Origin of the sequence: Methylobacterium sp. J-070, assembly GCF_022829385.1 — a bacterium.
In the GTDB taxonomy this organism is placed as follows: Bacteria; Pseudomonadota; Alphaproteobacteria; order Rhizobiales; family Beijerinckiaceae; genus Methylobacterium.
Genome location: NZ_JAKSXX010000221.1, coordinates 50,748 through 75,943 on the forward strand (window position 1 = coordinate 50,748; position 25,196 = coordinate 75,943).

22 protein-coding genes and 2 pseudogenes are annotated in these 25,196 nt (G+C 70.8%); 11 read left to right on the forward strand and 13 right to left on the reverse strand.

All coding sequences use genetic code 11. The annotated features are described in order from the left end of the window. The first annotated feature begins 380 nt into the window (after window positions 1-380). The 5 genes and pseudogenes from mnmG to MKL01_RS23800 all read left to right on the forward strand — a co-directional run. On the forward strand, window positions 381-2,267 hold the full coding sequence (mnmG, locus tag MKL01_RS23780; protein ID WP_243907641.1) for a tRNA uridine-5-carboxymethylaminomethyl(34) synthesis enzyme MnmG: 1,887 nt from the start codon (window positions 381-383) through the stop codon (window positions 2,265-2,267). A gap of 31 nt (window positions 2,268-2,298) precedes the next feature. Beyond that, the gene (gene rsmG, locus MKL01_RS23785; RefSeq protein ID WP_243907642.1) at window positions 2,299-2,931 is read left to right on the forward strand and encodes a 16S rRNA (guanine(527)-N(7))-methyltransferase RsmG; all 633 of its coding nucleotides are present in this window, start codon (window positions 2,299-2,301) and stop codon (window positions 2,929-2,931) included. Next, entirely contained in the window at window positions 2,931-3,788 is an 858-nt protein-coding gene (locus MKL01_RS23790) for a ParA family protein (RefSeq protein WP_279604840.1), read from the forward strand. The genes rsmG and MKL01_RS23790 overlap by 1 nt, the downstream gene beginning before the upstream one ends. A 61-nt stretch (window positions 3,789-3,849) precedes the next feature. Beyond that, a complete protein-coding gene (locus MKL01_RS23795) occupies window positions 3,850-4,743 on the forward strand; it encodes a ParB/RepB/Spo0J family partition protein (protein WP_243907662.1) in 894 nt (297 codons plus the stop codon). A 141-nt stretch (window positions 4,744-4,884) separates the two neighbouring features. Then, a pseudogene (locus tag MKL01_RS23800) lies at window positions 4,885-5,229 on the forward strand (SAM-dependent methyltransferase); the annotation flags it as partial. A 256-nt stretch (window positions 5,230-5,485) separates the two neighbouring features. Here MKL01_RS23800 and holA read toward each other — a convergent pair. The 5 genes from holA to MKL01_RS23825 form a co-directional block, all read right to left on the reverse strand. After that, the gene (holA, locus tag MKL01_RS23805) at window positions 5,486-6,529 is read right to left on the reverse strand and encodes a DNA polymerase III subunit delta (RefSeq protein ID WP_243907643.1); all 1,044 of its coding nucleotides are present in this window, start codon (window positions 6,527-6,529) and stop codon (window positions 5,486-5,488) included. A 7-nt stretch (window positions 6,530-6,536) separates the two neighbouring features. Then, window positions 6,537-7,082, reverse strand: a complete 546-nt coding sequence (gene lptE / locus MKL01_RS23810) for an LPS assembly lipoprotein LptE (protein ID WP_243907663.1) — start codon at window positions 7,080-7,082, stop codon at window positions 6,537-6,539. A 173-nt stretch (window positions 7,083-7,255) separates the two neighbouring features. Next, window positions 7,256-8,215, reverse strand: a complete 960-nt coding sequence (locus MKL01_RS23815) for an AEC family transporter (protein WP_243907644.1) — start codon at window positions 8,213-8,215, stop codon at window positions 7,256-7,258. Between the two features lie 107 nt (window positions 8,216-8,322). Further along, entirely contained in the window at window positions 8,323-10,557 is a 2,235-nt protein-coding gene (locus tag MKL01_RS23820) for a TonB-dependent siderophore receptor (protein ID WP_243907645.1), read from the reverse strand. Between the two features lie 141 nt (window positions 10,558-10,698). After that, complete coding sequence (locus MKL01_RS23825; RefSeq protein ID WP_243907646.1) at window positions 10,699-11,562, reverse strand: acid phosphatase; 864 nt, start codon at window positions 11,560-11,562, stop codon at window positions 10,699-10,701. A 193-nt stretch (window positions 11,563-11,755) separates the two neighbouring features. Here MKL01_RS23825 and MKL01_RS23830 point away from each other — a divergent pair, with 193 nt between their 5' ends. Beyond that, complete coding sequence (locus MKL01_RS23830) at window positions 11,756-12,283, forward strand: hypothetical protein (RefSeq protein ID WP_243907647.1); 528 nt, start codon at window positions 11,756-11,758, stop codon at window positions 12,281-12,283. Between the two features lie 138 nt (window positions 12,284-12,421). Here the strand turns inward: MKL01_RS23830 and MKL01_RS23835 are convergent, their stop codons facing one another. The 4 genes from MKL01_RS23835 to MKL01_RS23850 form a co-directional block, all read right to left on the reverse strand. Further along, entirely contained in the window at window positions 12,422-13,279 is an 858-nt protein-coding gene (locus MKL01_RS23835) for an alpha/beta fold hydrolase (protein ID WP_243907648.1), read from the reverse strand. Between the two features lie 24 nt (window positions 13,280-13,303). After that, window positions 13,304-14,149: a 2,3,4,5-tetrahydropyridine-2,6-dicarboxylate N-succinyltransferase gene (dapD, locus tag MKL01_RS23840; protein WP_243907664.1), complete on the reverse strand. Its 846-nt coding sequence runs from the start codon at window positions 14,147-14,149 to the stop codon at window positions 13,304-13,306. 177 nt (window positions 14,150-14,326) lie between these two features. Then, window positions 14,327-14,779: a cyclic nucleotide-binding domain-containing protein gene (locus MKL01_RS23845; protein WP_243907649.1), complete on the reverse strand. Its 453-nt coding sequence runs from the start codon at window positions 14,777-14,779 to the stop codon at window positions 14,327-14,329. A 65-nt stretch (window positions 14,780-14,844) separates the two neighbouring features. Then, window positions 14,845-15,531: a response regulator transcription factor gene (locus MKL01_RS23850; protein WP_243907650.1), complete on the reverse strand. Its 687-nt coding sequence runs from the start codon at window positions 15,529-15,531 to the stop codon at window positions 14,845-14,847. Window positions 15,532-15,974: 443 nt separating this feature from the next. Between MKL01_RS23850 and MKL01_RS23855 the strand changes: the two genes are divergently transcribed. After that, window positions 15,975-16,481, forward strand: a complete 507-nt coding sequence (locus tag MKL01_RS23855; protein WP_409566323.1) for a L,D-transpeptidase — start codon at window positions 15,975-15,977, stop codon at window positions 16,479-16,481. Window positions 16,482-16,577: 96 nt separating this feature from the next. Here MKL01_RS23855 and MKL01_RS23860 read toward each other — a convergent pair whose 3' ends face one another. Further along, window positions 16,578-17,153: a TetR/AcrR family transcriptional regulator gene (locus MKL01_RS23860; protein WP_243907652.1), complete on the reverse strand. Its 576-nt coding sequence runs from the start codon at window positions 17,151-17,153 to the stop codon at window positions 16,578-16,580. A gap of 114 nt (window positions 17,154-17,267) precedes the next feature. On the opposite strand from MKL01_RS23860, the gene MKL01_RS23865 reads away from it, so the two are divergent. The 3 genes from MKL01_RS23865 to MKL01_RS23875 all read left to right on the forward strand — a co-directional run bounded on the left by MKL01_RS23865 (window position 17,268) and on the right by MKL01_RS23875 (window position 20,091). Beyond that, the gene (locus MKL01_RS23865; protein ID WP_243907653.1) at window positions 17,268-17,966 is read left to right on the forward strand and encodes a glutathione S-transferase family protein; all 699 of its coding nucleotides are present in this window, start codon (window positions 17,268-17,270) and stop codon (window positions 17,964-17,966) included. A gap of 58 nt (window positions 17,967-18,024) precedes the next feature. Further along, window positions 18,025-18,399: a tautomerase family protein gene (locus MKL01_RS23870; RefSeq protein ID WP_243907654.1), complete on the forward strand. Its 375-nt coding sequence runs from the start codon at window positions 18,025-18,027 to the stop codon at window positions 18,397-18,399. Window positions 18,400-18,828: 429 nt separating this feature from the next. After that, the gene (locus tag MKL01_RS23875; RefSeq protein WP_243907655.1) at window positions 18,829-20,091 is read left to right on the forward strand and encodes an amidohydrolase/deacetylase family metallohydrolase; all 1,263 of its coding nucleotides are present in this window, start codon (window positions 18,829-18,831) and stop codon (window positions 20,089-20,091) included. Between the two features lie 157 nt (window positions 20,092-20,248). Here MKL01_RS23875 and MKL01_RS23880 read toward each other — a convergent pair whose 3' ends face one another. Further along, window positions 20,249-20,947, reverse strand: coding sequence for a haloacid dehalogenase type II (locus MKL01_RS23880; RefSeq protein WP_243907656.1), 699 nt, complete (start codon window positions 20,945-20,947; stop codon window positions 20,249-20,251). Window positions 20,948-21,152: 205 nt separating this feature from the next. Continuing rightward, window positions 21,153-21,905 (reverse strand): YggS family pyridoxal phosphate-dependent enzyme, encoded by a 753-nt coding sequence (locus MKL01_RS23885; protein ID WP_243907657.1) that lies wholly within the window; start codon window positions 21,903-21,905, stop codon window positions 21,153-21,155. A gap of 187 nt (window positions 21,906-22,092) precedes the next feature. Here MKL01_RS23885 and leuS point away from each other — a divergent pair, with 187 nt between their 5' ends. Next, complete coding sequence (gene leuS / locus MKL01_RS23890; RefSeq protein ID WP_243907658.1) at window positions 22,093-24,675, forward strand: leucine--tRNA ligase; 2,583 nt, start codon at window positions 22,093-22,095, stop codon at window positions 24,673-24,675. Between the two features lie 188 nt (window positions 24,676-24,863). On the opposite strand, the pseudogene MKL01_RS23895 reads toward leuS, so the two are convergent. Further along, window positions 24,864-25,196 (reverse strand): annotated as a pseudogene (locus tag MKL01_RS23895) (ABC transporter substrate-binding protein); the annotation flags it as partial.

The following is a 25,196-nucleotide window of genomic DNA, read 5'->3' on the forward strand; positions in this document are numbered from 1 at the left end:
ATCTCTCCTCTCCCGCCCGACCTGCGATGCGGAAGGCGTCGTTGTCCCGCGGGTTGCCGGCGCGGTGTCCGGTCATGACTTCGGTACAGGACAAGGTTTACACGGGCCGGGCCGCCGGGCAAGCGCCAAGGAGCCAGTCGTCGATGCGCCTGCGAAAGTACAACGGTGCTGCCGGATGGAATGCCGCGATGAACTTGTATTGAATACTTTATCCTTGCGGAACCCCGCTCGCATGCCGGGCGTCCGGCCCCCGACCGCAGGGGCGCGTTGACCGCCGCGCCCGCGCGCGCTTAGACCGGCCCCTGGATTTCGGACCCGTGGGTCCCCTCCCCCGTCGGAGCGTGGCGGCGGGATAGCAGCGAGAGGCTTCCCGGCCCGTGATGCCCACCTCCTCACTCGACCGGTACGATGTCGCGGTCATCGGCGGGGGCCATGCCGGCGTCGAGGCGGCCGCGGCCGCAGCGCGCAGCGGGGCGCGCACCGCCCTCGTCACGCATGATCCGGCCACGATCGGCGCCATGTCGTGCAATCCGGCCATCGGCGGCCTGGGCAAGGGCCACCTCGTGTGCGAGGTCGACGCCCTCGACGGCCTGATGGGTCGGGTCGCCGACGAGGCGGGCATCCAGTTCCGGCTGCTCAACCGTCGCAAAGGGCCGGCCGTGCGCGGTCCCCGCACGCAGGCCGACCGCAAGCTCTACGCGGCCGCCATGCAGGCCGCTGTGGCCGAGACCGCCGGACTGACGGTGATCGCCGGCGCCTGCGAGGATCTCACGGTCGGATCCGACGGCGAGATCCGCGGCATCGTCCTGGCGGACGGGCGCACCCTCGCCTGCGGCGCCGTGGTGCTCACCACCGGCACCTTCCTGCGCGGGCTGATCCATATCGGCGAGCGGCAGATCCCGGCGGGCCGGGTCGGCGAGGCGCCGGCCATCGGGCTGGCCCGGACCCTGGACCGCCTCGGCCTGCGCCTCGGACGCCTGAAGACCGGCACGCCCCCGCGCCTCGACGGCCGGACCATCGATTGGGCGGCCCTGGAGATGCAGGAGGCCGATGCCGAGCCGGTGCCGTTCTCGACCCTCACGGAGCGGATCACCACGCCGCAGATCCGGTGCGGCATCACCCGGACGACGCGGGCGGTCCACGACCTGATCCGCGCCAACCTGCACCGATCGCCGATGTATTCGGGCGGCATCGCCAGCCGCGGGCCGCGCTACTGTCCGTCCATCGAGGACAAGGTCGTGCGCTTCGGCGACCGGGAGGGCCACCAGATCTTCCTGGAGCCGGAGGGGCTCGACGATCCGACCGTCTATCCGAACGGCATCTCCACGGCGCTGCCCGAGACGGTGCAGCACGACCTCGTCCGGCTGATCCCCGGGCTGGTGCGGGCCGAGATCCTCCGACCGGGCTATGCCATCGAGTACGACTATGTCGATCCGCGGGAACTCGACACCGGCCTGCAGGTCAAGCGTCTGCCCGGCCTGTTCCTCGCCGGGCAGATCAACGGCACCACGGGCTACGAGGAGGCGGCCGGCCAGGGGCTGGTGGCGGGGATCAACGCCGCGCGGCACGCCGGCGGCCTCGGCATCGCGCGCTTCGACCGGGCCGAATCCTATCTCGGCGTGATGATCGACGACCTCGTCACACACGGGGTCAGCGAGCCGTACCGGATGTTCACCTCGCGCTCCGAGTACCGCCTCTCGCTCCGGGTCGATAATGCCGATGCCCGCCTGACCCCCCGGGGGATCGAACTCGGCTGCGTCGGCCCGCGCCGGGCGGCGCATTTCGCCACCGCCCAGCAGGCCCTCGACGCCGCGCGGGCGCGGCTGGACACGCTGAGCGTCACACCCAGCCAGGCCGCCGCCCACGGGATCACGCTGAACCGCGACGGCATCCGCCGGTCGGCGTTCCAGCTCCTCGCCTATCCGGAGATCGACTGGCCGGATCTCGCCCGGATCTGGCCGGATCTGGCGACGATCACGCCGCGGATCGCCGACCGCCTCCGGACCGACGCGACCTACGCGGTCTACCTGGACCGGCAGAACGCCGACATCGCCGCCTTCCGCCGGGACGAGGCCGTGAGCCTGCCCGGCGGCCTGGATTACGCGGCGATCAGCGGCCTCTCCAACGAGATGCGGGTGAAGCTGGAGACGGTGCGGCCCGGCACCCTGGGACAGGCCGCCCGGATCGAGGGCGTGACGCCGGCCGCGCTGACGCTGCTGGCTGCCCACGCCCGGCGCGGCGGCCGCGCCGCCGCGGAGGGGCGATGATGCGGCGGGTCCTCCGGACCCCGGCCCGGCCGTGACCGATCCCGGCCGCGCCCGCGTCCTCGCGGGCTCTCGTGTTTCACGTGAAACAGCAGACCGTCTCGACGTCTACGTCGCGCAGCTGCGGCGCTGGCAGCCGATCAAGAATCTCGTCGGCCCCGCGACGCTGGCCGAGGTCTGGACCCGCCACATCGACGACGCGCTGCAGCTGCTCGACCTCGCGCCGGAGGCCCGGACCTGGCTCGACCTCGGCTCGGGCGCGGGCATCCCGGGCCTGATCCTCGCCATCGCGGGGATGGAGCGCGGCATCCGGGTCGACCTCGTGGAGAGCAATGCCCGCAAATGCGCCTTCCTCACGGAGACCGCCCGGGTCACCGGAGCGCCGGTGCGGGTGCGCAATGCCCGGATCGAGGCGGTGATCGGCGATTACGTCGGCACGGAGATCGTCTGTGCCCGGGCCCTGGCGCCGATGGCGCAGCTCCTCGCCTGGACCGCGCCTCTGTTGAAAACGGGCACCACCGGTCTGTTTCCGAAGGGCCGGGACGTACAAGCCGAATTGACCCAGGCCGCCGCGCAGTGGACAGTCGTTAACGACCTCGTGCCGAGCCGAACCGATTCCGAAGCCCGGATCGTGCGCGTCACTGCCCTCGCCGCCCCGAGCCACTGATGAGCGAAGCGATCCTCGGCGATTCCGCCGACCGGTCCATGGATTCATCCATGCGACGCCCCCTGCGCGTTCTGGCGCTCGCCAACCAGAAGGGCGGCGTCGGCAAGACCACCACGGCGATCAACCTCGGCACCGCCCTGGCGGCGATCGGCGAGGACGTGCTGGTGATCGACCTCGACCCGCAGGGCAACGCCTCCACCGGCCTGGGGATCGACCGCGCGAGCCGGCGCGTCTCGACCTACGAGGTGATGTCCGGCGAAGCCTCCCTGGCGCAGGCCGTGATCCCCACGGCGGTGCCGCGGCTTTCCATCGCCCCATCGACCATGGATCTCCTCGGCCTCGAGCTGGAGCTGGCGACCCTGCCCGACCGGGCGCATCGGCTGCGCAGCATGCTGAAGAGCCTGACCCAGGCGCCGAGCCTCAGCCGGATCAGCTACGTGCTGATCGACTGCCCGCCCTCGCTCAACCTGCTGACCATCAACGCGCTGGCGGCCGCGGACGCGGTGCTGGTGCCGCTGCAATGCGAGTTCTTCGCCCTGGAGGGCCTCAGCCAGCTCCTGCGGACCGTCGAGCAGGTTCGCGGCGCGCTCAATCCGAAGCTGACCATCCAGGGCATCGTGCTGACCATGTTCGATCCGCGCAACAACCTCTCCGCCCAGGTGGTGGCGGATGTGCGCGGCTTCATGGGCGACAAGGTCTACGAGACCGTGATCCCGCGCAACGTCCGGATTTCCGAGGCGCCGTCGCACGGCAAGCCGGCGCTGCTCTATGATCTGAAATGCGCCGGCAGCCAGGCCTATCTGCGCCTCGCCTCGGAGGTGATCCAGCGCGAGGGCCGAGTACCGGCGGCGGCGTGAGCTGTTTGAGCCCCTCACGGCACGGAGGGGATGAGTGTGGAGCGTGAAACGGGTGGCGATGATGGCGGAGGAGGGGGCGAAACCTCGACTGGGACGCGGGCTCGCGGCGCTGATCGGTGACTTCAACGAGGCGGGTCGGACACCGGCCAGGATCGAGGAGCAGCGCAAGGTCCCGGTCGAGTTCCTGCGCCCCAACCCGCGCAATCCCCGCCGCAGCTTCGGCGAGGCGGAACTCGCCGAGCTGGCGGTCTCGATCACGCAGCGCGGCATCATCCAGCCGATCGTCGTGCGCCCGATCGGCGACGTGCCCGGCACCTTCGAGATCGTCGCGGGCGAGCGCCGCTGGCGGGCGGCCCAGCGGGGCGGCCTCGACGAGGTGCCGGTGGTGGTGGTCGAGATCGACGACCGGGCGTCCCTGGAATTCGCCATCCTGGAGAACGTCCAGCGCAGCGACCTCAACGCCATCGAGGAGGCGTCGGGCTACGAGCGCCTGATGCAGGACTTCTCCTACACCCAGAAGGAGCTGGCCGAGATCCTGGGCAAGAGCCGCAGCCATCTCGCCAACACGCTCCGGCTGCTCAACCTGCCGGCCTCCGTGCAGGCGCGGGTCTCCGCGGGGGAGCTCACCGCCGGTCACGCCCGTGCCCTGCTGGCCGTCCGCGATCCGGAGGTGCTGGCACGCCGGGTGGTGGCCGAGGGCCTGTCGGTCCGCGACGTCGAGGCCATCGCCTCCGCGGAGGCGGAGCCCACCGATGCCCCCCGTCCTGGCCGCCCGCGCCTCTCCGCCGAGCGTCCCGCGACGGTGCGCGACCTGGAATTGCGGATCCACCGGGCCCTGGGCGTCCCGGTCTCCTACAAGCCGAAGGACGCGGAATCCGGCGAGATCCGGATCCGCTACGAGACGCGGGACGAGCTGGAGGGGCTGCTCAACCGGTTCCGGGTGTCGGACAGCTGAGCCGCGGATCGAGGAAACGCATCTGTGACGGACGCCCGCGCCGCCGCCGCCGAGTTCGACGGCGCGCGGGCCGGTGAGTAGGAGCAGCAGAGCCGCATCGCGCTCGCGGGCTACGAGGCTTGCCACGAGTTGACCGCCTGCATGCTCGCCGCCGCCCTCGGCAGCGGCAGGCCGGCCCATATCCTGGTCGCGGGGGCCGGGGGCGGGGCGAAGGAGGTCGTCACGGCCGCCGCGCTCGAGCCGGGCTGGCGCTTCACCGCCGTCGACCCCTCCCCCGCCATGATGGACCTCGCCGTCGCGCGGCTGGCCGAGCACGGGCTCGCCGACAGGACCGAGATCGTGCTGGGCACGGTGGACGACCTCCCGGCCGGCGCGCCGTTCGACGCCGCGACCCTGATCGGCGTCCTCCATCACCTGCCCGGGGACGCCGCCAAGCACGACATCCTGCGGGCCATCGCGCGGCGCCTGAAACCCGGTGCGCCCCTGATCCTCGCCGGCAACCGCCATGCCTACGCGAGCCAGCCGCTGATGCTGGCGGCCTGGGGCGAGCGCTGGCACCAGCAGGGTGCGAGCGCCGACGCCGTCGCGGCCAAGCGCGGAAAGATCCTGCAGGGGGCCGACCCGCCACAATCCGAGGCGGCGGTCGCGGCGCTGCTCCGTTCCGCCGGCTTCGGGGCGCCGACGCGCTTCTTCGCCAGCCTGTTCTGGGGTGCCTGGCTCGCGCGGCGCGAGCCGTCCGGCGTCAGCGCCGCCGCCGCGCCCCGGCCTCGGCGACCCGCAGCAGGGCCGCGGAGGCGAGGGCGTGGGCCAGCTCCGCCTCGGCCCGCCGACAGGCGAGGATCGCCTCCTGCAGGGCTGCCGCCGCCTGCCGCAGGGTGCCGGGCGCCCAGGCGCCGAGCTGTCCCTCGATGCTGGCCTTGCGCTTGAAATGCAGGCCCCGCCACGCGGCCACCATGAGGGCGGGCGTCTTGTCGGGATTGTCGAGACGGGTCGCCAGCAGGATCAGAGCGTGGCGCAGGGCCGATCCGAGGACCACCCCCGGATCCAGGCCCTCGTGCCGGAACCGCCGATAGTCGCGCTCCACCGCGTCGCGGCGCCCGTCGAAGGCGGCGTCGATCAGGGTGTTGAGCACGCTGGCCGCCACGTCGCTGGTCACGGCCTCCACGTGGTCGAGGGTGACGACCGTATCCCCCGCCCCCGCCCCGGCCGCGTAGAGGGCGAGCTTCTCGATCTCCATCAGGCTCGCCCGGCGGTCGCCGCCGAGGCTCCGGGCCAGGACCTCCCGGGCGGCCCGGTCGATGCGCAGGCCCCGCGCCTGGAGAGTGCGCTCGATCAGGTCCGAGAGGGTGCGCTCGTCATCGGCGTAACAGGGAATCGCCAGGGCCCGCGGGGACCGCTCGCACAGGGTGCGCAGCGGGTTGTTCTTGGCGAGGTCGCCGCCCTCCACGACGATGCGGGCGTCGGCGACCGTGGCGCCCAGCACCGCCTCGACCGCGGGGGCGTAGTTGCGGGTCCCCGGCCGGACCCAGATCGACCGGCGGCCGCCGAACAGGCCCATCGTGCCGGCCTCGTCGCAGAGCCGGCCCGGATCGGAGGCGAGGGCGTCGCCGTCGATCCGCACCAGCGCGAAGGGGTCCGCCGGATCGGTGACGAAATCCTCGGCGAGTTTCCGGGCGCGTTCCGTGACCAAGCCGGTATCGGGGCCGTAGACGAGGATCACCGGGATGCGCGGGTCGGGCCCGCGCCGGATCAACCCCTCGATCTCGCCCGCCTTGACCGTCGTCAAGACCGACTCACGGCTTGGTCGAGAGTACGGCGGCGAGGCGACCCTTGATCTGGTCGGAGAGCACGCTCGCCAGTCGGATCTCGGCATCCCGCGCCGCCCGCTGGCTGGCGAAGCGCTGGACCGACCGGTCGTACGTCGCGGTCGAGGTGGCGACACCCTCGGTGTAGACCTTGGCGCCGGACATGTCCTCGAGGCTGTACTTGATGTTGGCGACCAGCGTGCCGGCCTCGGCGCGGCCGGTGGTGGAGGAGACGATCGGCGTCTGCACGATCTCGGAGCCCGACAGCTTCAGCCGGTAGCGCTTGGTCGCCGGCTGACCCGATCCGTCGAGGTCGAAGACCAGCTCGCTGCGCAGGTAATGCCCGAGCCGCTCCTGCCCCTGCGCCATCGCCACGTCGTCGACCTGGACCGAGGCGAGCAACGCCTGGACGGATTCGCCGGAGGCGGTCGGTCCGTAGAGCGGGCGGAAACACGCCGACAGGCCGAGCGCCAAGCTGGCCGCGCCGGCGAGACGGAGGACACGCCCCGCGATCGAAACTCCCGAACCCACCATCACGCCGTCGTTCAGCCCCGCTTCGAAGGATCGTTCTAGCGCGGACACGGCGTGCCGCGCCACGACGCTAAAGCTCAAGTGTTACGAATCCTCTGTCCCGAGTCCTCGGTGCGCGTTCTCTGCGGCGGGAGCGTGGTCGCCCGGTTTCCGAATGTCACGGGCCCGCCGGGTCCCTAGGCGATCACCGCGAGGTAGGCCGGGACCGTGACGACCGCCAGCACGGTGGAGACCAGCACCACCGTGGCGGTCAGGTCGGCCTCGCGCCGGTAGAATTCGGCCAGCATGAACGGCCCGGTGCCGGTGGGGAGCGCCGCCATGAGCACCGCGACGTGGAGCAGGAGCGGCGGCAGCTCGAAGACGTACCGACCGAGCCCATAGGCGAGCAGCGGATGGACGGCGAGTTTCAGGCCGACCAGCAGGGCCGCGACCCGCCCCTGCCCCCTGCTCCGGGGCCGGCGCTTCTGGGCCAGGAACAGGCCCAGCGCCACCAGGGCGCAGGGCGCGGCCGCGCCGCCGAGGAGCTTCAGGAACGTCTCCACGGGCGCCGGCAGCGTCAGTCCCGCACTCGGCACCAGGGCTCCCAGGGCCGGGGCCACCAGCAGCGGGTTGCGCACGAGCGACCGGGCGACCGCCCGCCAGACCGGAACGCCGGGACCCTCCAGGCCCGTGGCCGCCGCTTCCACGCGGAGCCCGGTCTCGATCAGCGCGATCGCCACCGCGAACACGCCGCAGACCGTGAGGATCGCCGCCACCGTGGTGGGGGCCAGGGCCTCCGGCCCGAAGGCGACCAGCGCCAGGGGAAAGCCCATGAAGCCGCAATTGGCGTAGCCGGCATTGAGCCCGTCCACGGCGGCGTCGGCGAGCGGACGCCCCGCCCCGCGCCGGATCAGCACCGTGACGGAAAACACCGCGAGGCTGCTCAGCCCGAAGGCCGCGATGAAGCCGGGCTTCCAGATCGCGCTCCCATGGGCGTGCGCGGTCACGTCGAACAGCAGCGCCGGCAGGGCCAGGAACACCACGAAGCGGTTGAGCTCGGTGGTGGCGGCGGCGCCGAGCACGCCGATCCGCCGGACCAGGCAGCCGGAAAAAACCAGCGCGAAGATCGGCAGCACGACCAGGAGGGTCGAGGGCATGGGCGGTCCGGTTGGAAGGACGAAGCTCCGGACTTAGGACAGGAGCCGCACCGACCTCCAGTGCGGGGGGCGGGGGCCTGCCATGCTCCCCCGCCCCCGGGCGGCCGCTACCAGCGGTAGATCAGGCTGCCGATCACCGTGGCGGGGGCGCCGCGATAGCAGAAGCCCGCCTGGCAATTGTAGTAGTCGCGGTCGAAGATGTTGAACGCGTTGATCTGCGCCCGGAAGCCCTTGTACTTCGGGTCGAGCGCCGCGAAGTCGTACGCCACCAGCGCGTCGAACAGCGTCACGGTCGGGTTGCGCACGGTGTTCTCGTCGTCGGCGAAGCTGTTGGCGTTGAACCGGATGCCGCCGCCGACCGTCAGGCCGCGCAACGCCGAGGCGGGCGGGAACAGGTAGGTCAGGAACGACGCGAAGGTGTCGCCCGGGATGCCCGAGAGGCGGTTCCCGTCGATCGCCGCGCCGGTGACGACCGAGGTCTGCTTGACGAAGCGGAAGTCGAGGTGGGTGTAGGCGACCGTCAGGTTGGTGCCGGGCGCGAAATTCGCCGTCGCCTCCATCTCGAAGCCGCGCGAATTGACCTGACCGGTGGCCACTTGGTTGGCGAAGTTCGTGGGATCCTGGCGCAGGATGCTGGTCTGGTTGATGTCGAAGCCCGCGATGGCCGCGCTGATGTTGGTGCCCGGGATCAGGTACTTCACGCCCGCCTCGATCTGATCGCCGGTGGCGGGCCGGTAGGGGCGGCCCGTGACGGTGTTGACCCCGACCTGCGGGGTGAAGGTCGTGGCGTAGCTCGCGTAGGGGACGAGGCCGGGCGCGAGCTCGTAGTTCAGGCCGGCGCGGTACGTGAAGGCGCTGTCGTCCTGGCTCTGGGGGCCGGCGGCGACGCCACGGGTGACGCTCGCCGTATCGGAGGCGACCCAGTCCTGCCGTCCGGTCAGGGTCAGGACGAACCGCCCCCACTTCGCCTGTTCCTGAACGTAGACCCCGACCTGATCCTGCGCCTGACGCGACGAGCGGTCGATGGTCGGCCGGGCGATCGGCTGGCGGCCGTAGTTCAGGGTGAGCAGGTTGAGGTCGGGCGCCCCGCCGAAACCGGCCAGGCTCGCGAAGTCGTAGTGGTAGTAGTCGACGCCGGTCAGCAGCGTGTGGGCGATCGGTCCGGTCCGGAGATGGCCCTCGAGCTGCGTGTCGACCGCGAAGGAGGCCAGCGACTGCTTGAACAGGCCGGTGGAGCGCTGCGCGCTGAGGCCCGTCACCGCGTCGACCTGCGTGTACGAGAAGTTGGCGTCGGCACCGGAATAGCGAAAATTCTGCCGCAGGATCAGGTCCGGCGTGAACACGTGCTCGAAGGCGTAGCCGATCCGGTGCTGGTCGGTCCGGTAGGTGTTGAGCCCGCCGTCGCCCGAGTAGATCCGCGACACGCGGAAGCCCGGGAAGTTGTAGAAGCTGGCATTGCCCGGGACGTTCGATTCCTGGAACTCGGTGAGCAGCGTGAAGGTGGTGTCGGCCGTGGGCCGCCACGTGAAGGCGGGGGCGATGGTGAACCGGTCGTCCCGGACGCCCGGTCCGGGCAGGAACGTGTCGGACCGGCGCGCGACGCCGGTGAGCCGGTAGGCCATGGTTCCATCCGACCCCTCGACCGGGCCGCCGATGTCGAAGTTGCCCTGGTAGCGGTCGAAGCTGCCCCCCTGGAACCAGACTTCGCCGAATTGGGCGAAGACCGGGCGCTTGCTGGTCACGTCGACGATGCCGCCCGGGGAGCCCAGGCCGTAGAGGCCGGAGGCCGGGCCGCGCAGGATGGTGAGCGCCTCGGCCCCGTAGGGCTCGATGCGCGGCACCGCGAAGCCGACGCCGGTCTGACGCAGGCCGTCGCGGAAGATGCCGTCGTAGGTCTCGGCGAAGCCCCGGATGTAGAACGAATCCGCCCGCGGGTCGAAGCCGAACACGTTGCTCGACACGCCCGGCGTGTAGGCCAGCGCCTCGTTGAGGCTCTGGACGTTGCGGTCGTTGAGCTGCTCGCGGGTGACCACGGAGACCGATTGCGGGGTCTCGATCAGCGGCGTGTTGGTCTTGGTGGCGGTGGGGCTGACCCGGGCGACGTAGCCGGTGACCCCCGAGGGACCGCCGCCGCCGCCGCTGGTGGCCGCGCTGTTGCCGTCGCCGCCGCCGATATTGGCACCCCCGATCCCGACACCGGCCGCAGGCGCGACGCCCGGGCGGGCCGCCTCCACGGAGATCTCGTCGAGCTGCACGGCCGCGCCTTGCGCGACGGCGTCGGTGACGCCGGTGAGGGCGATGGTGGCGAGGAGCAGCCTGGAGCGCGTCGGACGGATGGACATCGAAAACCCTGTACGCGTGCCGTCATCGGCACTTCATCGGTACGCAGGGCTCACGATTGGTCGGTCACGCTTTATTGATCAATCCGAAAACGTGTTGTAAATCACACACTTGGAAGACTTCAAAACTGGACTCGTTCAAGTCTAGAACTCCAGCGGCGGCGCGCGCAGGGCCTCCGCCTCCCGGGTGCAGATGGCGGGATCGGGGGCGGGTCCGGCTCCCGCCAGGGCGCCGCGGAGCTCGGCCCGGGCCTTCTCCAGGTCGGCCCGGAACGTCGGGTCACCCATCAGGGCGGCGAAGACCGAGGTGCCGGTGAGGCGCCCCGCCACCACGTCGCTGAGCCAGTGCACGCCGCACACGACCCGGCTCTCGCCGTAGGCGCGCCCGCGCACCAGGATCACGGTTGCCTTCTCGGGCACCAGCGCCGCCAGGATCAGCGCGTAGGCCCAGCCCTGGGTCGCGTGTCCCGACGGGTAGCTGAAGCTGTCGGCCAGCGCCTGTGTCCGCTGCACGCAGATCGGCGCCTCGTTGCCCACGAAGGGCCGCAGGCGGCGGTAATGGACCTTCGGCCCCCGGGTCGCCCGGGCGAGGTCGAGGCGGGCGCGCTCCAGGAGGTTGATCACCGCGGGAACCCGGGCCTGGTCGATCCTGGTGCCGAGCACGCAGGCGAAGTTCTCCAGCACCGCGGCGGCCCCCTCCGCCACGTCGTCGGCGGCGATCTCCCACCGGGGGCTGCCCTTGAGGGCGCGGGTGGTGGCGAAGGCCGCCCGATCGGCCTTGTCGAGGGGCGCATCGTGGGCCGGCGGAGGCGGCAGGATCTGCACGGCGTCGGGCGTGGCCGCCTCGGCCAGGTAGGGCTTCACGGCCGGCTTGCCGGGCTTGAGCGTGTCGGAGCCGAGGGACGGCGCCGCGGACGGCGGGGCCGGGCGGGGCATGTCCTCGGCGCGAGCCGGGCTCGCGGCGGCGATCAGGACGGCGAGGGCCGGCAGGGAGAGGGTGCGCAGCATCGGATCCGTGGCGGTGTCAGGCGAGGAGGCGGGCCACGCCCGCAGACAAACGAACGGCTCGGCCGGGGGGTTCAGTCCGCGCACAGGCCTTCCCGGCTGTCCAGGCTGCGAGGATGACACATCGCTGCCGGATGACGGCAAGGGTCGGCCCCGCGGGCGCTCCCTTCCCCGCAGAGGGGGGGAGGGAGCGGGCGTGGCAGATCCGATCTGCCACGCCCGTCGACCGGGCGACGATCCCAAGAGCTACCCCTCGCCTCCAGCGACGATGCAAGTCCCGTTGTCCATCCCGGGGGGGCGCCTTCACCGGCCCGCCGGAGTTGACCCGGGGGCCCGGCCGCGCGAACGCTGTGGCGTCCCATCTCGCCCGCCCCGACCGCATGGCTCAGCCTTCGTCGCCGAAGAGCCGGGGCTGCTCGGGTGTCCGGAGGCCGACGCGTTCCTGGGCGGGGCCGGGGAACATCTGGTCCGGCGCTGGGGCCTGCCGGTCCCCGACTGGGTCCGGGCCGAGAGCCGGTATCTCGCGACCACCCTGTTCGTCCCCGACGACAGGGCCCTGCGTGGTTATCTGCTCTGCGTCAGCCCGGTGGCGTTCCGGACGCGGCTGATCTTCACCGGGCCGGACCCGCTCCAGCGCGCCCGCTTCCCCTACCGTCACGGGGTTATCACGATGCCCGCGGAGCACCCCCGCGGCGCCCTGCCCCGGCGCTTGGCGGGGACGTAGACGCCGGGTTTCCAAAGGGCTTGCCCTTTGGCAGGTCGTCAGGGCGGAGCCCCGATGGATCGGTGGGCGCCCGCCAGCAGGGCTCCGCCCCGCACCCGCAAAAGGTCCCGGACCTTTTGAAACCACAAATTTCGCCGGCTAATTCGCCCGGATCGCCGCGGCGACGGCGGCGGGAAATTCCTCGTGCGGGCTGAGCGCCCCGGGGATCGCCACCCCGGCGACCCGGCCGGCGGCGATCAGCGCGTCCATCTCGGCGCCGGAACGGCGCGGGGCGTTTCCGGGCCGCAGCACCAGGGTCGGCGGCAGGCCGTCCCCGAACAGGTCCAGGAAGGCGGCACGCTCGCCCACCGGGTCGAGGCCGCCGGTGACGAAGGCGGCGGTGCCGAACCGGCCGTTGCGCTGGCGGGTGACCGCGTGCTTGTCCCGGATCACCCCCGGGGTGACGTGGGCCGGGTCGGCGTAGACATGGGCGCGCATCATCCGGCCGATGATCGGCGGGCTGATGTTGATCCGGTAAAGCGCCTCCCCGAGGAGCGGCGCCTCCACGGCCCGGCGGATCCGCGGGAACCAGTGCGCCCGGCCGGGCATCGCGGTGGGCAGCGGTCCGCGCCAGGTCGGCGCCACCAGCACCAGCCGGGCGAAGGCGCCGGGATGGCGCCGGGCCGCCGCCACGAGGTAGCCGGCGGCGTGGCCGGCCGCGACGCCGAGGGCGTAGGGGCCGGGCGCGGCGGCGAGCAGCGCGTCCAGGAAGGCGTGGAACGTGTCCGGCGCGAGCGGCACCCGCGTCCGCGGCCGGGCGCCGAACCCCGGCCAGTCGGGGACGAGGCTGCGGTGTCCGGTCCCGAGGCTGCGGGCGAGGGCGCGCATCTCGGCCCGGTCGGAGATGGTCGAGAGGGCCGGCAGCAGCAGGGCGTCGGGCCCCTCGCCGATCACGTCGCAGACGGTCGGCACCGGCCGGCCCGCCACGATCAGGTCGAAGGTCCGCGTCGTCTCCACCGGGCCGCCCTCCAGGTCCCGGACCTACGTGCGCAGCAGCTCGTTGATCGCGGTCTTGGAGCGGGTGCCGGCATCGACGCGCTTGACGATCACCGCGCAGTACAGGCCCGGGCCCGGGCTGCCGTCCGGCAGGGCCTTGCCGGGCATCGTGCCCGAGACCACCACCGAGTAGGGCGGCACGCGGCCGTACATGACCTCGCCGGTGGTGCGGTCGACGATCTTGGTGGAGGCGCCGATATAGACGCCCATGGACAGGACGCTGCCCTGGCCGACGATGACGCCCTCGGCCACCTCGGCGCGGGCGCCGATGAAGCAATCGTCCTCGATGATCACCGGGTTGGCCTGCAGCGGCTCGAGCACGCCCGCGATGCCGGCCCCGCCGGAGATGTGGCAGTTCTTGCCGACCTGCGCGCAGGAGCCGATCGTCACCCAGGTGTCGACCATGGTCCCCTCGCCGACATGGGCGCCGAGGTTGACGAAGCTCGGCATCAGCACGGCGCCCGGCGCGATGTAGGAGCCGCGGCGGACGAAGCAGCCCGGCACGGCGCGCAGGCCGGCGGCCCGGAACTCGGCCTCGCCCCAGCCGGCGAACTTGGACGCCACCTTGTCCCACCAGGGCGCGCCGCCGGGGCCGCCCGTGATCGTCGCCATGTCGTTGAGCCGGAAGGACAGCAGCACCGCCTTCTTCAGCCACTGATTGACGACCCAATCATGGTTGCCGCTCTTCTCGGCGACCCGGGCCTTGCCGGAATCGAGCAGGTCCAACGCGGCCTCGACCGCCTCACGCACCGCGCCCCCGGTGGTGGTCGAGATGGTGGCGCGGTCCTCCCAGGCGGCTTCGATGGTCTGGGCGAGATCGGAATGGGGCATGCCGGCCTGGGACATGGATGTCTGAAAAACCCTCGTGACGGGAGCCCGTGCTTACAAGCGGGCATCGGGGCTGTCACCTGAGGGACGGCCCCTCGACGGTGCCGGCCGCGCCTCGATCGGCCGGTTTCCGGGCCGTCCGGCACCGCTGCGACGGGATGACGGCGGCCCGAAGCGTCCTCAAGTCGCGTCGAGCATCCCCCGCACGCGGTCGAGGTCGGTCACGAACGCCGCCAGATCCTCCGCCAGCGTGGCATGGACCGCCTGCGCGGCCTCCGGAAATTCCTCCAGCACGCGGCGCATCAGCGTCGGGGTGATCCGCATGACCTCGGCGGCACCCTCGGCCCGGGCCTCGGTGGGGCGCATCCCGCGCACGAACAGGGCGAGCTGCCCGATCACCGCGGACCGGCCGGCCCGCACCGGCTCGGTCCCGCCGTTCCGCGGGACCAGCCGGATCGTGCCCGACAGGACCACGAAGCCGCCGTCGGCGGGGTCGCCGCGGGCGAAGAGCAGGTCGCCGTCGGCGAGTTCCCGGCGCTCGGCCGCGAAGGTGAGCAGGCGCAGGGCATCGCGGTCGAGGAAGCCGAACACCGGCGCGGCGGCGAGGATCGTGATGTCGTCGTCGAGCCCCAAAGAATCGCCTCACCAACCCTGCAGACCGGGATCGCAGGATCGATTACACGCAAAAAGCTAAATAGTCAGGGCAGCAACTTGTATCCACCGCCCTCTGTGACGAGGATCGCCGCGGTGGCGGGGTTCGGCTCGATCTTCTGGCGCAGCCGGTAGATGTGCGTCTCGAGCGTGTGCGTGGTCACGTGGGCGTTGTAGCCCCAGACCTCGGCCAGCAGGGTGTCGCGGTTCACCACGGCGCGGCCCGCCCGATAGAGGAAGCGCAGGATCGCCGTCTCCTTCTCGGTGAGCTTCAGCTTGGAGCCGCGCTCGCCCACCAGCAGCTTGGCGCCGGGCCGGAACGTGTAGGGGCCGATCTGGAACACCGCGTCCTCGGAGGCCTCGTGGCTGCGCAGGTGCGCGCGGATGCGGGCCAGCAGGATGCCGAACTTGAACGGCTTCGTGACGTAGTCGTTGGCGCCCGCCTCCAGACCCTCGACGTGGTCCGCCTCGGAATCCTGGGCGGTCAGCATGATCACCGGGCCGCGGAACCCGCCGGCCCGCATCCGGCGCACGGCCTCGCGCCCGTCGAGGTCGGGCAGGCCGACATCCATCACGGCGAGGTCGATGCGCTCCGCGGCCACCCGCCGGATCGCGTCCGCGGCGTTGGCTTCCGTGAACACCGCGAACTCCTCGCAGAGGTCCAGCTGCTCGGTGAGGGTGTCGCGCAGGATCGCGTCGTCGTCGCAGATCAGCAGGCGGTAGGCATTCGACATCGTCCGGGTCCCAGGGCAGGCTGCGGGAAGGGGCGGGCCGCCTTCCGGACGCAGCGTGCGATGACTAAGATCTCAGCAGGATCGCGCGTGGCAACTCTGCCGAGGCTTTTGTTTCCGCATCATTGGCCGTGCCGGGCCGTGAACGCGCCGGCGAACCGGGCTGAGCCGCACCGGGATTCCGGGGCGTGGAGGCCCGCGCCGAGGCGCTGGGCAGGTTCGCTCCCGAATCCCGGCTCGACGGCCCGGTTTCCGGTCAAGCATAGGGCAACGTTTGTGGCCGGAAATTGCCTTGTGCGCAATTGTTCACCGAATTCGAAGTGCGGATGGCGGACATGAAACCGGCTGTGCCGCTGCGGCGGGGCGGTCGCGAGGGGAGGGCGGGCGTGGGTCTAGGGCGACGTGAGCGACCGGGACGCGTCCGTCTCACCCTGGAGGAGATCCGCGTGCGGGCGACGGTCGGCGACCGCCGGCGCGGTCAGCTCCTGGTCGGCCCGGCGGTGATTCCCTGCGCGCTGGGGGCCGGCGGCATCGTGTGCGACAAGCGCGAGGGCGACGGCGGGTCGCCGCGGGGACGCTTCCGCCTGCGGGGGGGCGCCTACCGGCCGGACCGTCTCGGGATACGCCCGCGGACGGCGCTCCCGCTCCGGCCGACCCGGCCCGACGACGGCTGGTGCGACGAGAGCCGGGACCGCCGCTACAACCGGCCGATCCGCCTGCCGGCCCCGGGGGTGAGCGCCGAGGCGATGTGGCGGGGCGACGGACTCTACGACGTGGTGATCGACCTCGACTACAACCGCGGCCCGATCCGGCAGGGGCGGGGCTCGGCGATCTTCCTGCACATCGCCCGGGACGGCTACCGCCCCACGGAGGGCTGCGTCGCGCTGGCCCGGGCGGACCTGCTCCGGCTGCTCCGGCGCCTCGGCCCGCGGACGCGCCTGCGGATCGGGTGACGGCGGCCCTCCGGTCTCCGTGCGTTCGCGCCGGACCGGAGGCGCGCCGGGGCGGCAACGCGTGGAAACGGACTTCGTCTTCGTGCGCGCATCTAATCAGTTCGGCAGGAGGCCCGCCTCTTGATAGCTCCTGATCAACGAGTCGAACAGGTTTATGTCCGAACGGCTTCGAGCGACGATCTGAGCGCCGGCGACAGCAGCATAAGTGGCACGGGCTCTCGTCTCGCCGTCCTCTGGATTGACTAGCTTTGCAGCAACGAGCTGCTCGCGCAGCCAAGCCGTATTGATGTCGGCAAACGCTTGGACTTCTTTCAGGACCGGCTCAGGCAACGCGTCATATTCTGTCGCCATGAAGCTGCTGAGGCACATGCGATTGTTGCGCTCCAGGGATAGGCGAAAGACGCCGGGGTATAGCCGCAACGCTTCGATCGGGCTGTGGGCGCTCGTCGAAATAGCGTCAAGATCGCGGGCAACGTCTTCCCAATAACGGCGCGCGACTGCCTCTCCGAGGATGGCCTTGTTGGCGAAGTAGTAGTTGATGCTCGCGGCCTTGATGCCGACAGCCTCTGCGATGTCGCGGAAATTGAGGCCCCCGTAGCCATAGGCCATCGCCGCTTCCCTCGCGGCCACGAGGATCGCCTCCCGCACATCCCTCTTCAACGGCGCTGCCATCTTCGACCTCCACCTGTCATATGGCAGACAGGGCTTGACGGAACAAGACGCCGGTCCTAGCTTGTTGCCTGTCATATGACAGACAGGCTAAGCCTCTGCGAAAGCGAAGCGATGATGTCCGACAAGCTCAAGCTCTTCACCTCACCCTCGGCCTTCCCGAACCCGCAACGCCTGCGGATCTTCATGCACGAGAAGGGCATCGCCGATCACTTCGACGAGACGATCTACGACATGTCACCGCTGGGCGAGCAGCGAGGATGGAGGCATCTGAAGATGAACGCCTGGGGCGAGACGCCGACCCTGGCGCTTGCCGACGGCTCCTACCTGAGCGAGACCTCCGCCATCGCCCGCTACCTCGACGACGTGTTCGAAGGCCGCAAGATCATGGGCGAGACGGCGCACGAGCGCGGCCTCGATCAGATGTGGGACAACCGGGTGTGGGTCCACATCCTCTATCCCATCGTCACCGCATTCCATGTCCTGCATCAGGGTTTGGGCCCGAAGCTGGAACTGACCAGCAATCCGGCCTGGGGCGAGCATTCACGCAAGGTGGCACTGGCACATGCCGGTCTGGTCGACCGGCATCTCGCTGACGGCCGCGCGTGGCTGCTGGGCGGCGATCAGCCGACGTTCTCGGACATCACGTTGGCGACCGCGATCGCGTTCTCCAAGTTCCCCGTGAACGCCACGCCGCTCGACGAGCGCTTCGAACATCTCGATGCCTTCTGGCAGCGCTGGCAGGCCCGGCCGACATTCATCGCTGCCTATGCCGACCGGAGCAGCGGCGTACCGGAGATCGACAACCGCGCCTGAGCGTCCAGCGGCCGGCCCCAGTGATAGGCCGACCGCACCCCTATCCGAGGAGATCATCATGCCGTTTGCACGCATCGATCTGATCCAGGGGAAGCCCCCCGAATACCGCGCCGCTGTGGCGGACATCGTCTATCGCGGCATCGTCGACGTTCTTGAAGCCCCCGATGGCGACCGCTTTGTCGTGATTGGCGAGCACACGGCGGATAATCTTGTCTATGATCCGCAGTTTCTCGGCTTCAGCCGGTCGCCTGACTTTATCCTGATCCAGGTGACCAGCACGGTCGGCAACAAGAAGGACACCAAGTTCGCTTTCTATCGTTTCGTGGCCGACGAGCTCAAATCGCAGCTGGCGGTCCGCCCTGACGACATCATGATCAACATGGTCTTTGTCGACAAGGAGGACTGGTCGTTCGGTGATGGTCAGCCGTGGTAACGACTTCCGATATCATCTCTATCCGAAGCTGCACGGCCGCCGACCGATAACCGCTTTCGGGAAGCGTCGATGGCTGCTGGTAAGGCTGAATATGGGTCGGTCAGGGACCGTCCGCTCTCGCGAAGGCTTCCCTGAAGCGGACGCGCCGCTTACGGCCAACTCGGGCCGGAAGCGGGCGCCTCCGAATGGCTGAGCGGGGTGGTTGCCTGCCGGTCCGCCTCCGGGCGGCAATGCCATCGCGGCGGACTTGGCCGTCGATATAATCTTCGACGATCGTCACGGCGCGATTTCACCGAAACCTTGCAGCTTGACTATTGCGAAAGCTACGCTCTGGCGCGGCGCCGTCGAAGAACGCGCGCCGTGCAACGGGACCCGCAGGCCGACGCACCGACCAACGGCGCGCGGCGGCACCCCGAGGGAGGTTGGACCATGTCCGATTTGTCGCGTCGTACCTGGCTCGGCCTCGCCGGCGCCCTGGCGGCCGTGGGGCCGGCCGCCGCCGTGCCCGACCGCTTCGACCTGGTGATCAAGGGTGGGGAGGTCATCGACCCGAGCCAGTCGCTGCGGGCCAAGCGTGACGTCGGCATCCGCTTCGGCGTGGTGGCCGCCCTCGAGCCGGACATCCCCGCCGAGCGCGCCAAGCAGACGATCGACGCCTCCGGCAAGCTCGTGCTGCCGGGGCTCGTCGATCTCCACGCCCACACCTATCCCTACGGCTCGGCGATCGGCATCCCGGCGGACGAGACCGTCCCGTTCTCGGGGGTGACCACGGTCGTCTCGGCGGGCGACGCGGGCGCCAACAACATCGCGGCGCTCCGGCGCCACATCGCGGCCCAGACGCGGACGCGGATGTTCGCCTTCATCCACATCGCCAACAACGGCCTGTCCGCCTTCCCGGTGGCCGAGCTGTACAACCTCGACAACGCGCAGGTGGAGGCCTGCGCCCTGGCGATCGCCGAGAACCCGGACTTCGCCATCGGTGCCAAGGTCCGGATGTCCGAGAACGTCATCTTCAAGCATGGGGCCGAACCGCTGAAGCGGGCCATCCAGGCCTGCGAGATGTCGGGGCGGCCGGCGAAGGTGATGGTCCATATCGGCGGCGTCGAGACGCCGGCGCTGATGAGTCAGATCCTCGATCTGCTGCGGCCGGGCGATATCCTCACGCATTGCTACTCGGGGGCGCCCAACAGCGCCGGCCAGTTCACCAACATCGTTCAGGACGGCAAGCTGCTGCCGGCCGCCCTGGAGGCCAAGCGGCGGGGCGTCGTGTTCGACATCGGCCATGGCGGCGGCTCGTTCGACTTCACCGTCGCCGAGGCTGCGATCGCCCAGGGCGCGCCGCCGGACACGATCTCGTCGGACCTGCACGTCTTCTCCGGCAACACCCCCGGCATGCCCTTCCTTCCGGTGGTGATGAGCAAGTTCCTGCCGCTGGGCTTCAGCCTGGAGCAGGTGATCGCGATGGCGACCCACAAGCCGGCCGGAATCATCGACCGCGTCCCCAAGCTCGGAACCCTGCAGGTCGGCGCGCCCGGCGATGTCTCGGTGATGGAGTGGGTCGAGCGCCCGCTCTCGATGGTGGACACCCGCAACAACCGACGCGACGGCAAGGGCTTTCTGGCGCCGGTGCAGACGGTCAACAACGGCGTCCCGTTCGGCCGCCCCTACCAGTCGCCCTTCTCCGTCCGCTGATCCGCGCAGCGAAGCGGGCGACAGGCCGCACCCGCAGGCGCCATCGGCGTCGCGACCAGCGTCGGATTGGGACCGCTCGGCCTCGTCGCGCGGAAGCGGACCGCCGCAGAACCACCCCGTGCCGGACGGCCGACGAAGGGCTGCGTTCGGGACGTGGTCAAGAAACCGACAGCAGCGCAGGCAGCCCCACGAAATCGTCCAGTGTGGCGTGCGGCGGCCAGTCCGGGTTCAGCGGTTCGCCGACCCGGTCGATCCAGACGGAGCGAATACCGAGTTCGTGGCAGACCTTGAGGTCGGTGAACTGCCCCATGCCAACGTGCACGGTCTCCTCCTTCGTCACGCCCAGGGTCGCATGGGCATGCTGGAAGAGCCGGTGGTCGGGCTTGTAGGCGCGGGCCTGCTCGGAGGTGACGACGAAGTCGATCGGCACCCCAATCGCCGCGACGGTGTCGGCGATCAGGTCGTCATCCGTGTTGCTGATGATGGCGAGCCGGTAGCGCGTGCGCAGGCGTTCGAGCGCGGCCGGGACGTCGGGGTGCGGCTCGATCCGGCCGAGGTGCGACAGCAGCATGCCCTCGTCCGCGGGCTTCGCCGTATGACCGGCCTCGGCGAGGGCTACGGCGAGAGCGGACCGCAGGACGGACTTGTAGGTGCAGTAGGGCGGACGCTGCTGGCGCTCCACGGCGGCGCTGCGCAGCCGATCAGCTAGAGCGATGGATTGGTCTTCCGCATCGGCCTTCGTCAGACGTTCGGCGAGGATCGCGACGGCCGCAGAACGGACGGCGTTATGCCACCGGACGAGGGTGCCGTAGCAGTCGAAGGTAATGACGTTCGGCTCAGGTTGCAGTTGCAGCATGATCGGTCCTACCGGGCGGCCCCGAGAGGACTATCCCTGCCCGCAACCTCCGCTGTCCACTCCGAACCGAAGGTGCCGGCCAGCCGACGCATGGCCGCTTCCGGGAAGCGCCGATGGCGGTCCGGGCGGCCGGGTCGGCTCGGAAGCGGCCGTGCGTCAGGCCGCGCCGCGCGCGTTCGATCCCTGAGACCCGGCGGGCGTTCGGCTACCCTCTCGGCTTCCGCGCCCCGAAGATCGCGGTCCCGACCCGGACATGGGTGGCGCCGAGCTGGATCGCCGCCGGGAAATCCGCGCTCATCCCCATGGAGAGGATCGGCAGGTTGTGCTCCTTCGCCAGCCGGGCCAGCAGGGCGAAATGGGCCGAGGGCGGGTCCTCCGCCGGGGGGATGCACATCAGGCCCTGGATCGCCAGCCCGTGGGTCTCCCGGCACTCGGACAGGAGGGTGGCGAGCTGGTCCGGCAGGATTCCGGCCTTCTGCGGCTCCGCGCCGGTGTTGACCTGGATCAGCAGCTTCGGCGTGCGGCCGGACCGGTGGATCTCCTTGGCGAGCGCCGCCGCGAGCGACAGGCGGTCGAGGGCGTGGATCACGTCGAACAGGGCCACGGCTTCGCGCGCCTTGTTGGATTGCAGCGGGCCGACGAGGTGCAACTCCACGTCCGGATAGCGGGCCCGCAGGGCCGGCCATTTCGCCGTGGATTCCTGGACGTAGTTCTCGCCGAAGACCCGCTGGCCGGCCTGCAGCGCCGGCAGGATGCCCTCGGCCGGCACGGTCTTGGAGACCGCGACGAGCTGGACACCGGCGGGGTCGCGGTCGCTATCCTCGGCCGCCCGGGCGATGGCGGCCCGCACCTCGGCGAGGCCGGCGGCGACGTCGGCCTCGCCGACCGGAAGCTTCGCGGTCGGCTGGCCCATCCCGTCGGTCGGGAGGGCGACCGGGTCGGTGTTTGCGTCGTCCATGGCGTGCTTGTCCTGGCGGTGCCGAGCGCCGGTCCGCGTCTTGGGCGGACCTATGCGCTCGCGCGCCCCGCGCAAGCCCGGAGCGCGCCCTCCGTTGACCGGCTCCGGCGCAGATATGCTATCGCGACGCGACCGTGCCGTGGTTGTTCCCCGGAACAACCGCCGAGCCCCTGACCCCGCCGGATCCATGACCAGCACCGCCCCCCAGCCCGTCGAGCGCTACAACGCCAAGGATTCCGAGCCGCGCTGGCAGGACGCCTGGGCCGAACAGCGGCTGTTCGAGACGGACAACAGCGACCCCCGGCCGAAATACTACGTGCTGGAGATGTTCCCCTACCCGTCGGGGCGCATCCACATGGGCCACGTGCGCAACTACGCCATGGGCGACGTGGTCGCCCGCTACAAGCGCGCCCGCGGCTTCAACGTGCTCCACCCGATGGGCTGGGACGCCTTCGGATTGCCGGCCGAGAACGCCGCCATGGAGCGCAAGGTCAACCCCCGGGACTGGACCTACGCCAACATCGCGTCGATGCGTGACCAGCTCAAGGCCATGGGCCTGTCGCTGGACTGGAGCCGGGAGATCGCCACCTGCGATCCCGATTACTACAAGCACCAGCAGCGCATGTTCCTCGACTTCCTGGACAAGGGCCTGGTGACCCGGCGCACCGCCAAGGTGAACTGGGACCCGGTGGACCACACCGTGCTCGCCAACGAGCAGGTGATCGACGGGCGCGGCTGGCGCTCCGGCGCCCTGGTGGAGAGCCGCGAGCTGACGCAGTGGTTCTTCAAGATCACCGACTTCGCCGAGGACCTGCTCCAGGCCCTCGACGGGCTGGACCGCTGGCCCGAGAAGGTCCGGCTGATGCAGAAGAACTGGATCGGCCGCTCGGAGGGGCTGGAGGTCCGGTTCGCCCTCGCCCGACCGGTGGCGGGCGCCCCCGACTCGGTGACGGTCTACACGACCCGGCCCGACACGCTGTTCGGCGCCAAGTTCCTGGCGATCGCGGCCGACCATCCCCTGGCCGCAGCGCTCGCCGCCGACAGGCCGGCGCTCCAGGCCTTCATCGAGGAGTGCCGCCGCACCGGCACCGCGCAGGCCGCGATCGACACCGCCGAGAAGCACGGCTTCGACACCGGCCTGACCGTGCGCCACCCCCTGGACCCGTCCTGGGAGCTGCCGGTCTACGTGGCGAACTTCGTGCTGATGGAGTACGGCACCGGCGCGGTGTTCGGCTGCCCGGCGCACGACCAGCGCGACCTCGATTTTTCGAACAAATACGGGCTCGGCAACACGCCCGTTGTCTGCCCCGAGGGCCAGGACCCGGCCGCGTTCGTCGTCACCGACACCGCCTATGTCGAGGACGGGCGGATGATCAACTCCCGCCTCCTCGACGGCATGACCACGGCCGAGGCCTTCGAGGCCGTGGCGCGGCGGCTCGAAGGGGAGGGGGCCGCGACCCGCAAGGTGCAGTTCCGGCTGCGCGACTGGGGCGTCTCGCGCCAGCGCTACTGGGGCTGCCCGATCCCGATCATCCACTGCGAGTCTTGCGGGCCGGTGCCGGTGCCGGTCTCCGACCTGCCGGTGAAGCTCCCCGAGGACGTCTCCTTCGACCAGCCCGGCAACCCGCTGGAGCGCGACGCCGCCTGGCGCAACGTGCCCTGCCCGCGCTGCGGCGCGCCGGCCCGGCGCGAGACCGACACGATGGACACGTTCGTCGACTCGTCCTGGTACTACGCCCGGTTCACCGCGCCCTGGCTGACCGACGCCCCCACCGACCGTGCCGTGGTCGACCGCTGGCTGGCGGTGGACCAGTATATCGGCGGCATCGAGCACGCGATCCTGCACCTGCTCTACGCCCGGTTCTTCATGCGGGCGATGCGTGAGACCGGCTGGGCCGGCGTCGCCGAGCCCTTCGCGGGCCTGTTCACGCAGGGGATGGTGGTCCACGAGACCTACAAGGATTCCGCCGGCGCCTGGGTGCCGCCGGCCGAGGTCGGTTTCGCCACCGAGGAGGGCGAGCGCCGCGCGTTTCACGTGAAAACTCGGGCGCCGGTCACGATCGGCCCGATCGAGAAGATGTCGAAGTCGAAGAAGAACGTGGTCGACCCGGACGACATCATCGCGAGCTACGGGGCCGACACGGCGCGCTGGTTCATGCTGTCCGACTCGCCGCCGGAGCGCGACGTGATCTGGACCGAGGAGGGCGTCCAGGGCGCCGCCCGGTTCGTCCAGAAGGTCTGGCGGCTGGTGCATGCCGCGCCCCAGGCCGCCGGCGACGGTGCCGGGGACCTGCCCCTGCGCAAGGCCGCCCACCGGGCGCTCGCGGCGGTGCAGGACGATATCGAGCGCCTGCGCTTCAACCGCTGCGTCGCCCACATCTACACCCTGGCCAACGCCCTGGAGGACGGGTTGCGCGGTCCGGTCTCGGCGGCGGCCGCCCGGGAGGCGGCCGGCATCCTGGTGCAGCTCATCGCGCCGATGATGCCGCACCTCGCCGAGGCGTGCTGGTCCGTCCTCGGCGGTGGCGGCCTCGTGGCCCAGGCGCCCTGGCCGGAGGCCGAGGCGGGACTCCTCGTCGAGGACGCGATCACCCTGCCGGTGCAGATCAACGGCAAGAAGCGCGCGGACGTGACCGTGCCGCGGGACGCCGATGCCAAGGCGGTCGAGGCCGCCACCCTGGCGCTGGAGGCGGTCCAGAAGGTCCTGGAGGGCAGGGCGCCGCGGAAGGTGATCGTGGTGCCGGGGCGGATCGTGAACCTGGTTGTGTGAGGCGTCGGGCTGCGCAGTTCCATTCGCGAACGAATCCCACCCAACCACCTCATCCTGAGGTGCCGGAGCGCAGCGGAGGCCTCGAAGGAGCCCTCCAGCCAGCCGCGCGATCCCTGGAGTCCTCCTTCGAGGCCCGCTGACGCGGGCACCTCAGGATGAGGTCGAGGGTTGGGTAACCGCCGGATAAGCTACGGCGCCGCCAAACCCGGATCCTGCCCGCTGGCCTCCAGGCCGCGGCGCACGAGCCCATCGCGCTTGGCCTGTGCCAGGAAATCGGCGAGGTAGGCCGCCCCCGCCGGGCGCCCAACCGGCAGGCCCATCGCCTGCGGGATCTCCATGAAGTGCCCGGGCAGCAACCGCACCTCGGGGTGCGCCGCCGCATAGGCGGCCAGCGGCTGCTCCACCCCGGCCGCCACCTCCAGCCCGTCCCGGGCGAAGGCCGTGACCGCCTCGGCCGAGGTCGGCGCCCGCACCAGGCTCGCGTGCTGCAGGGCGCGGGAAAGGAACAGGTCGTAGGCGCT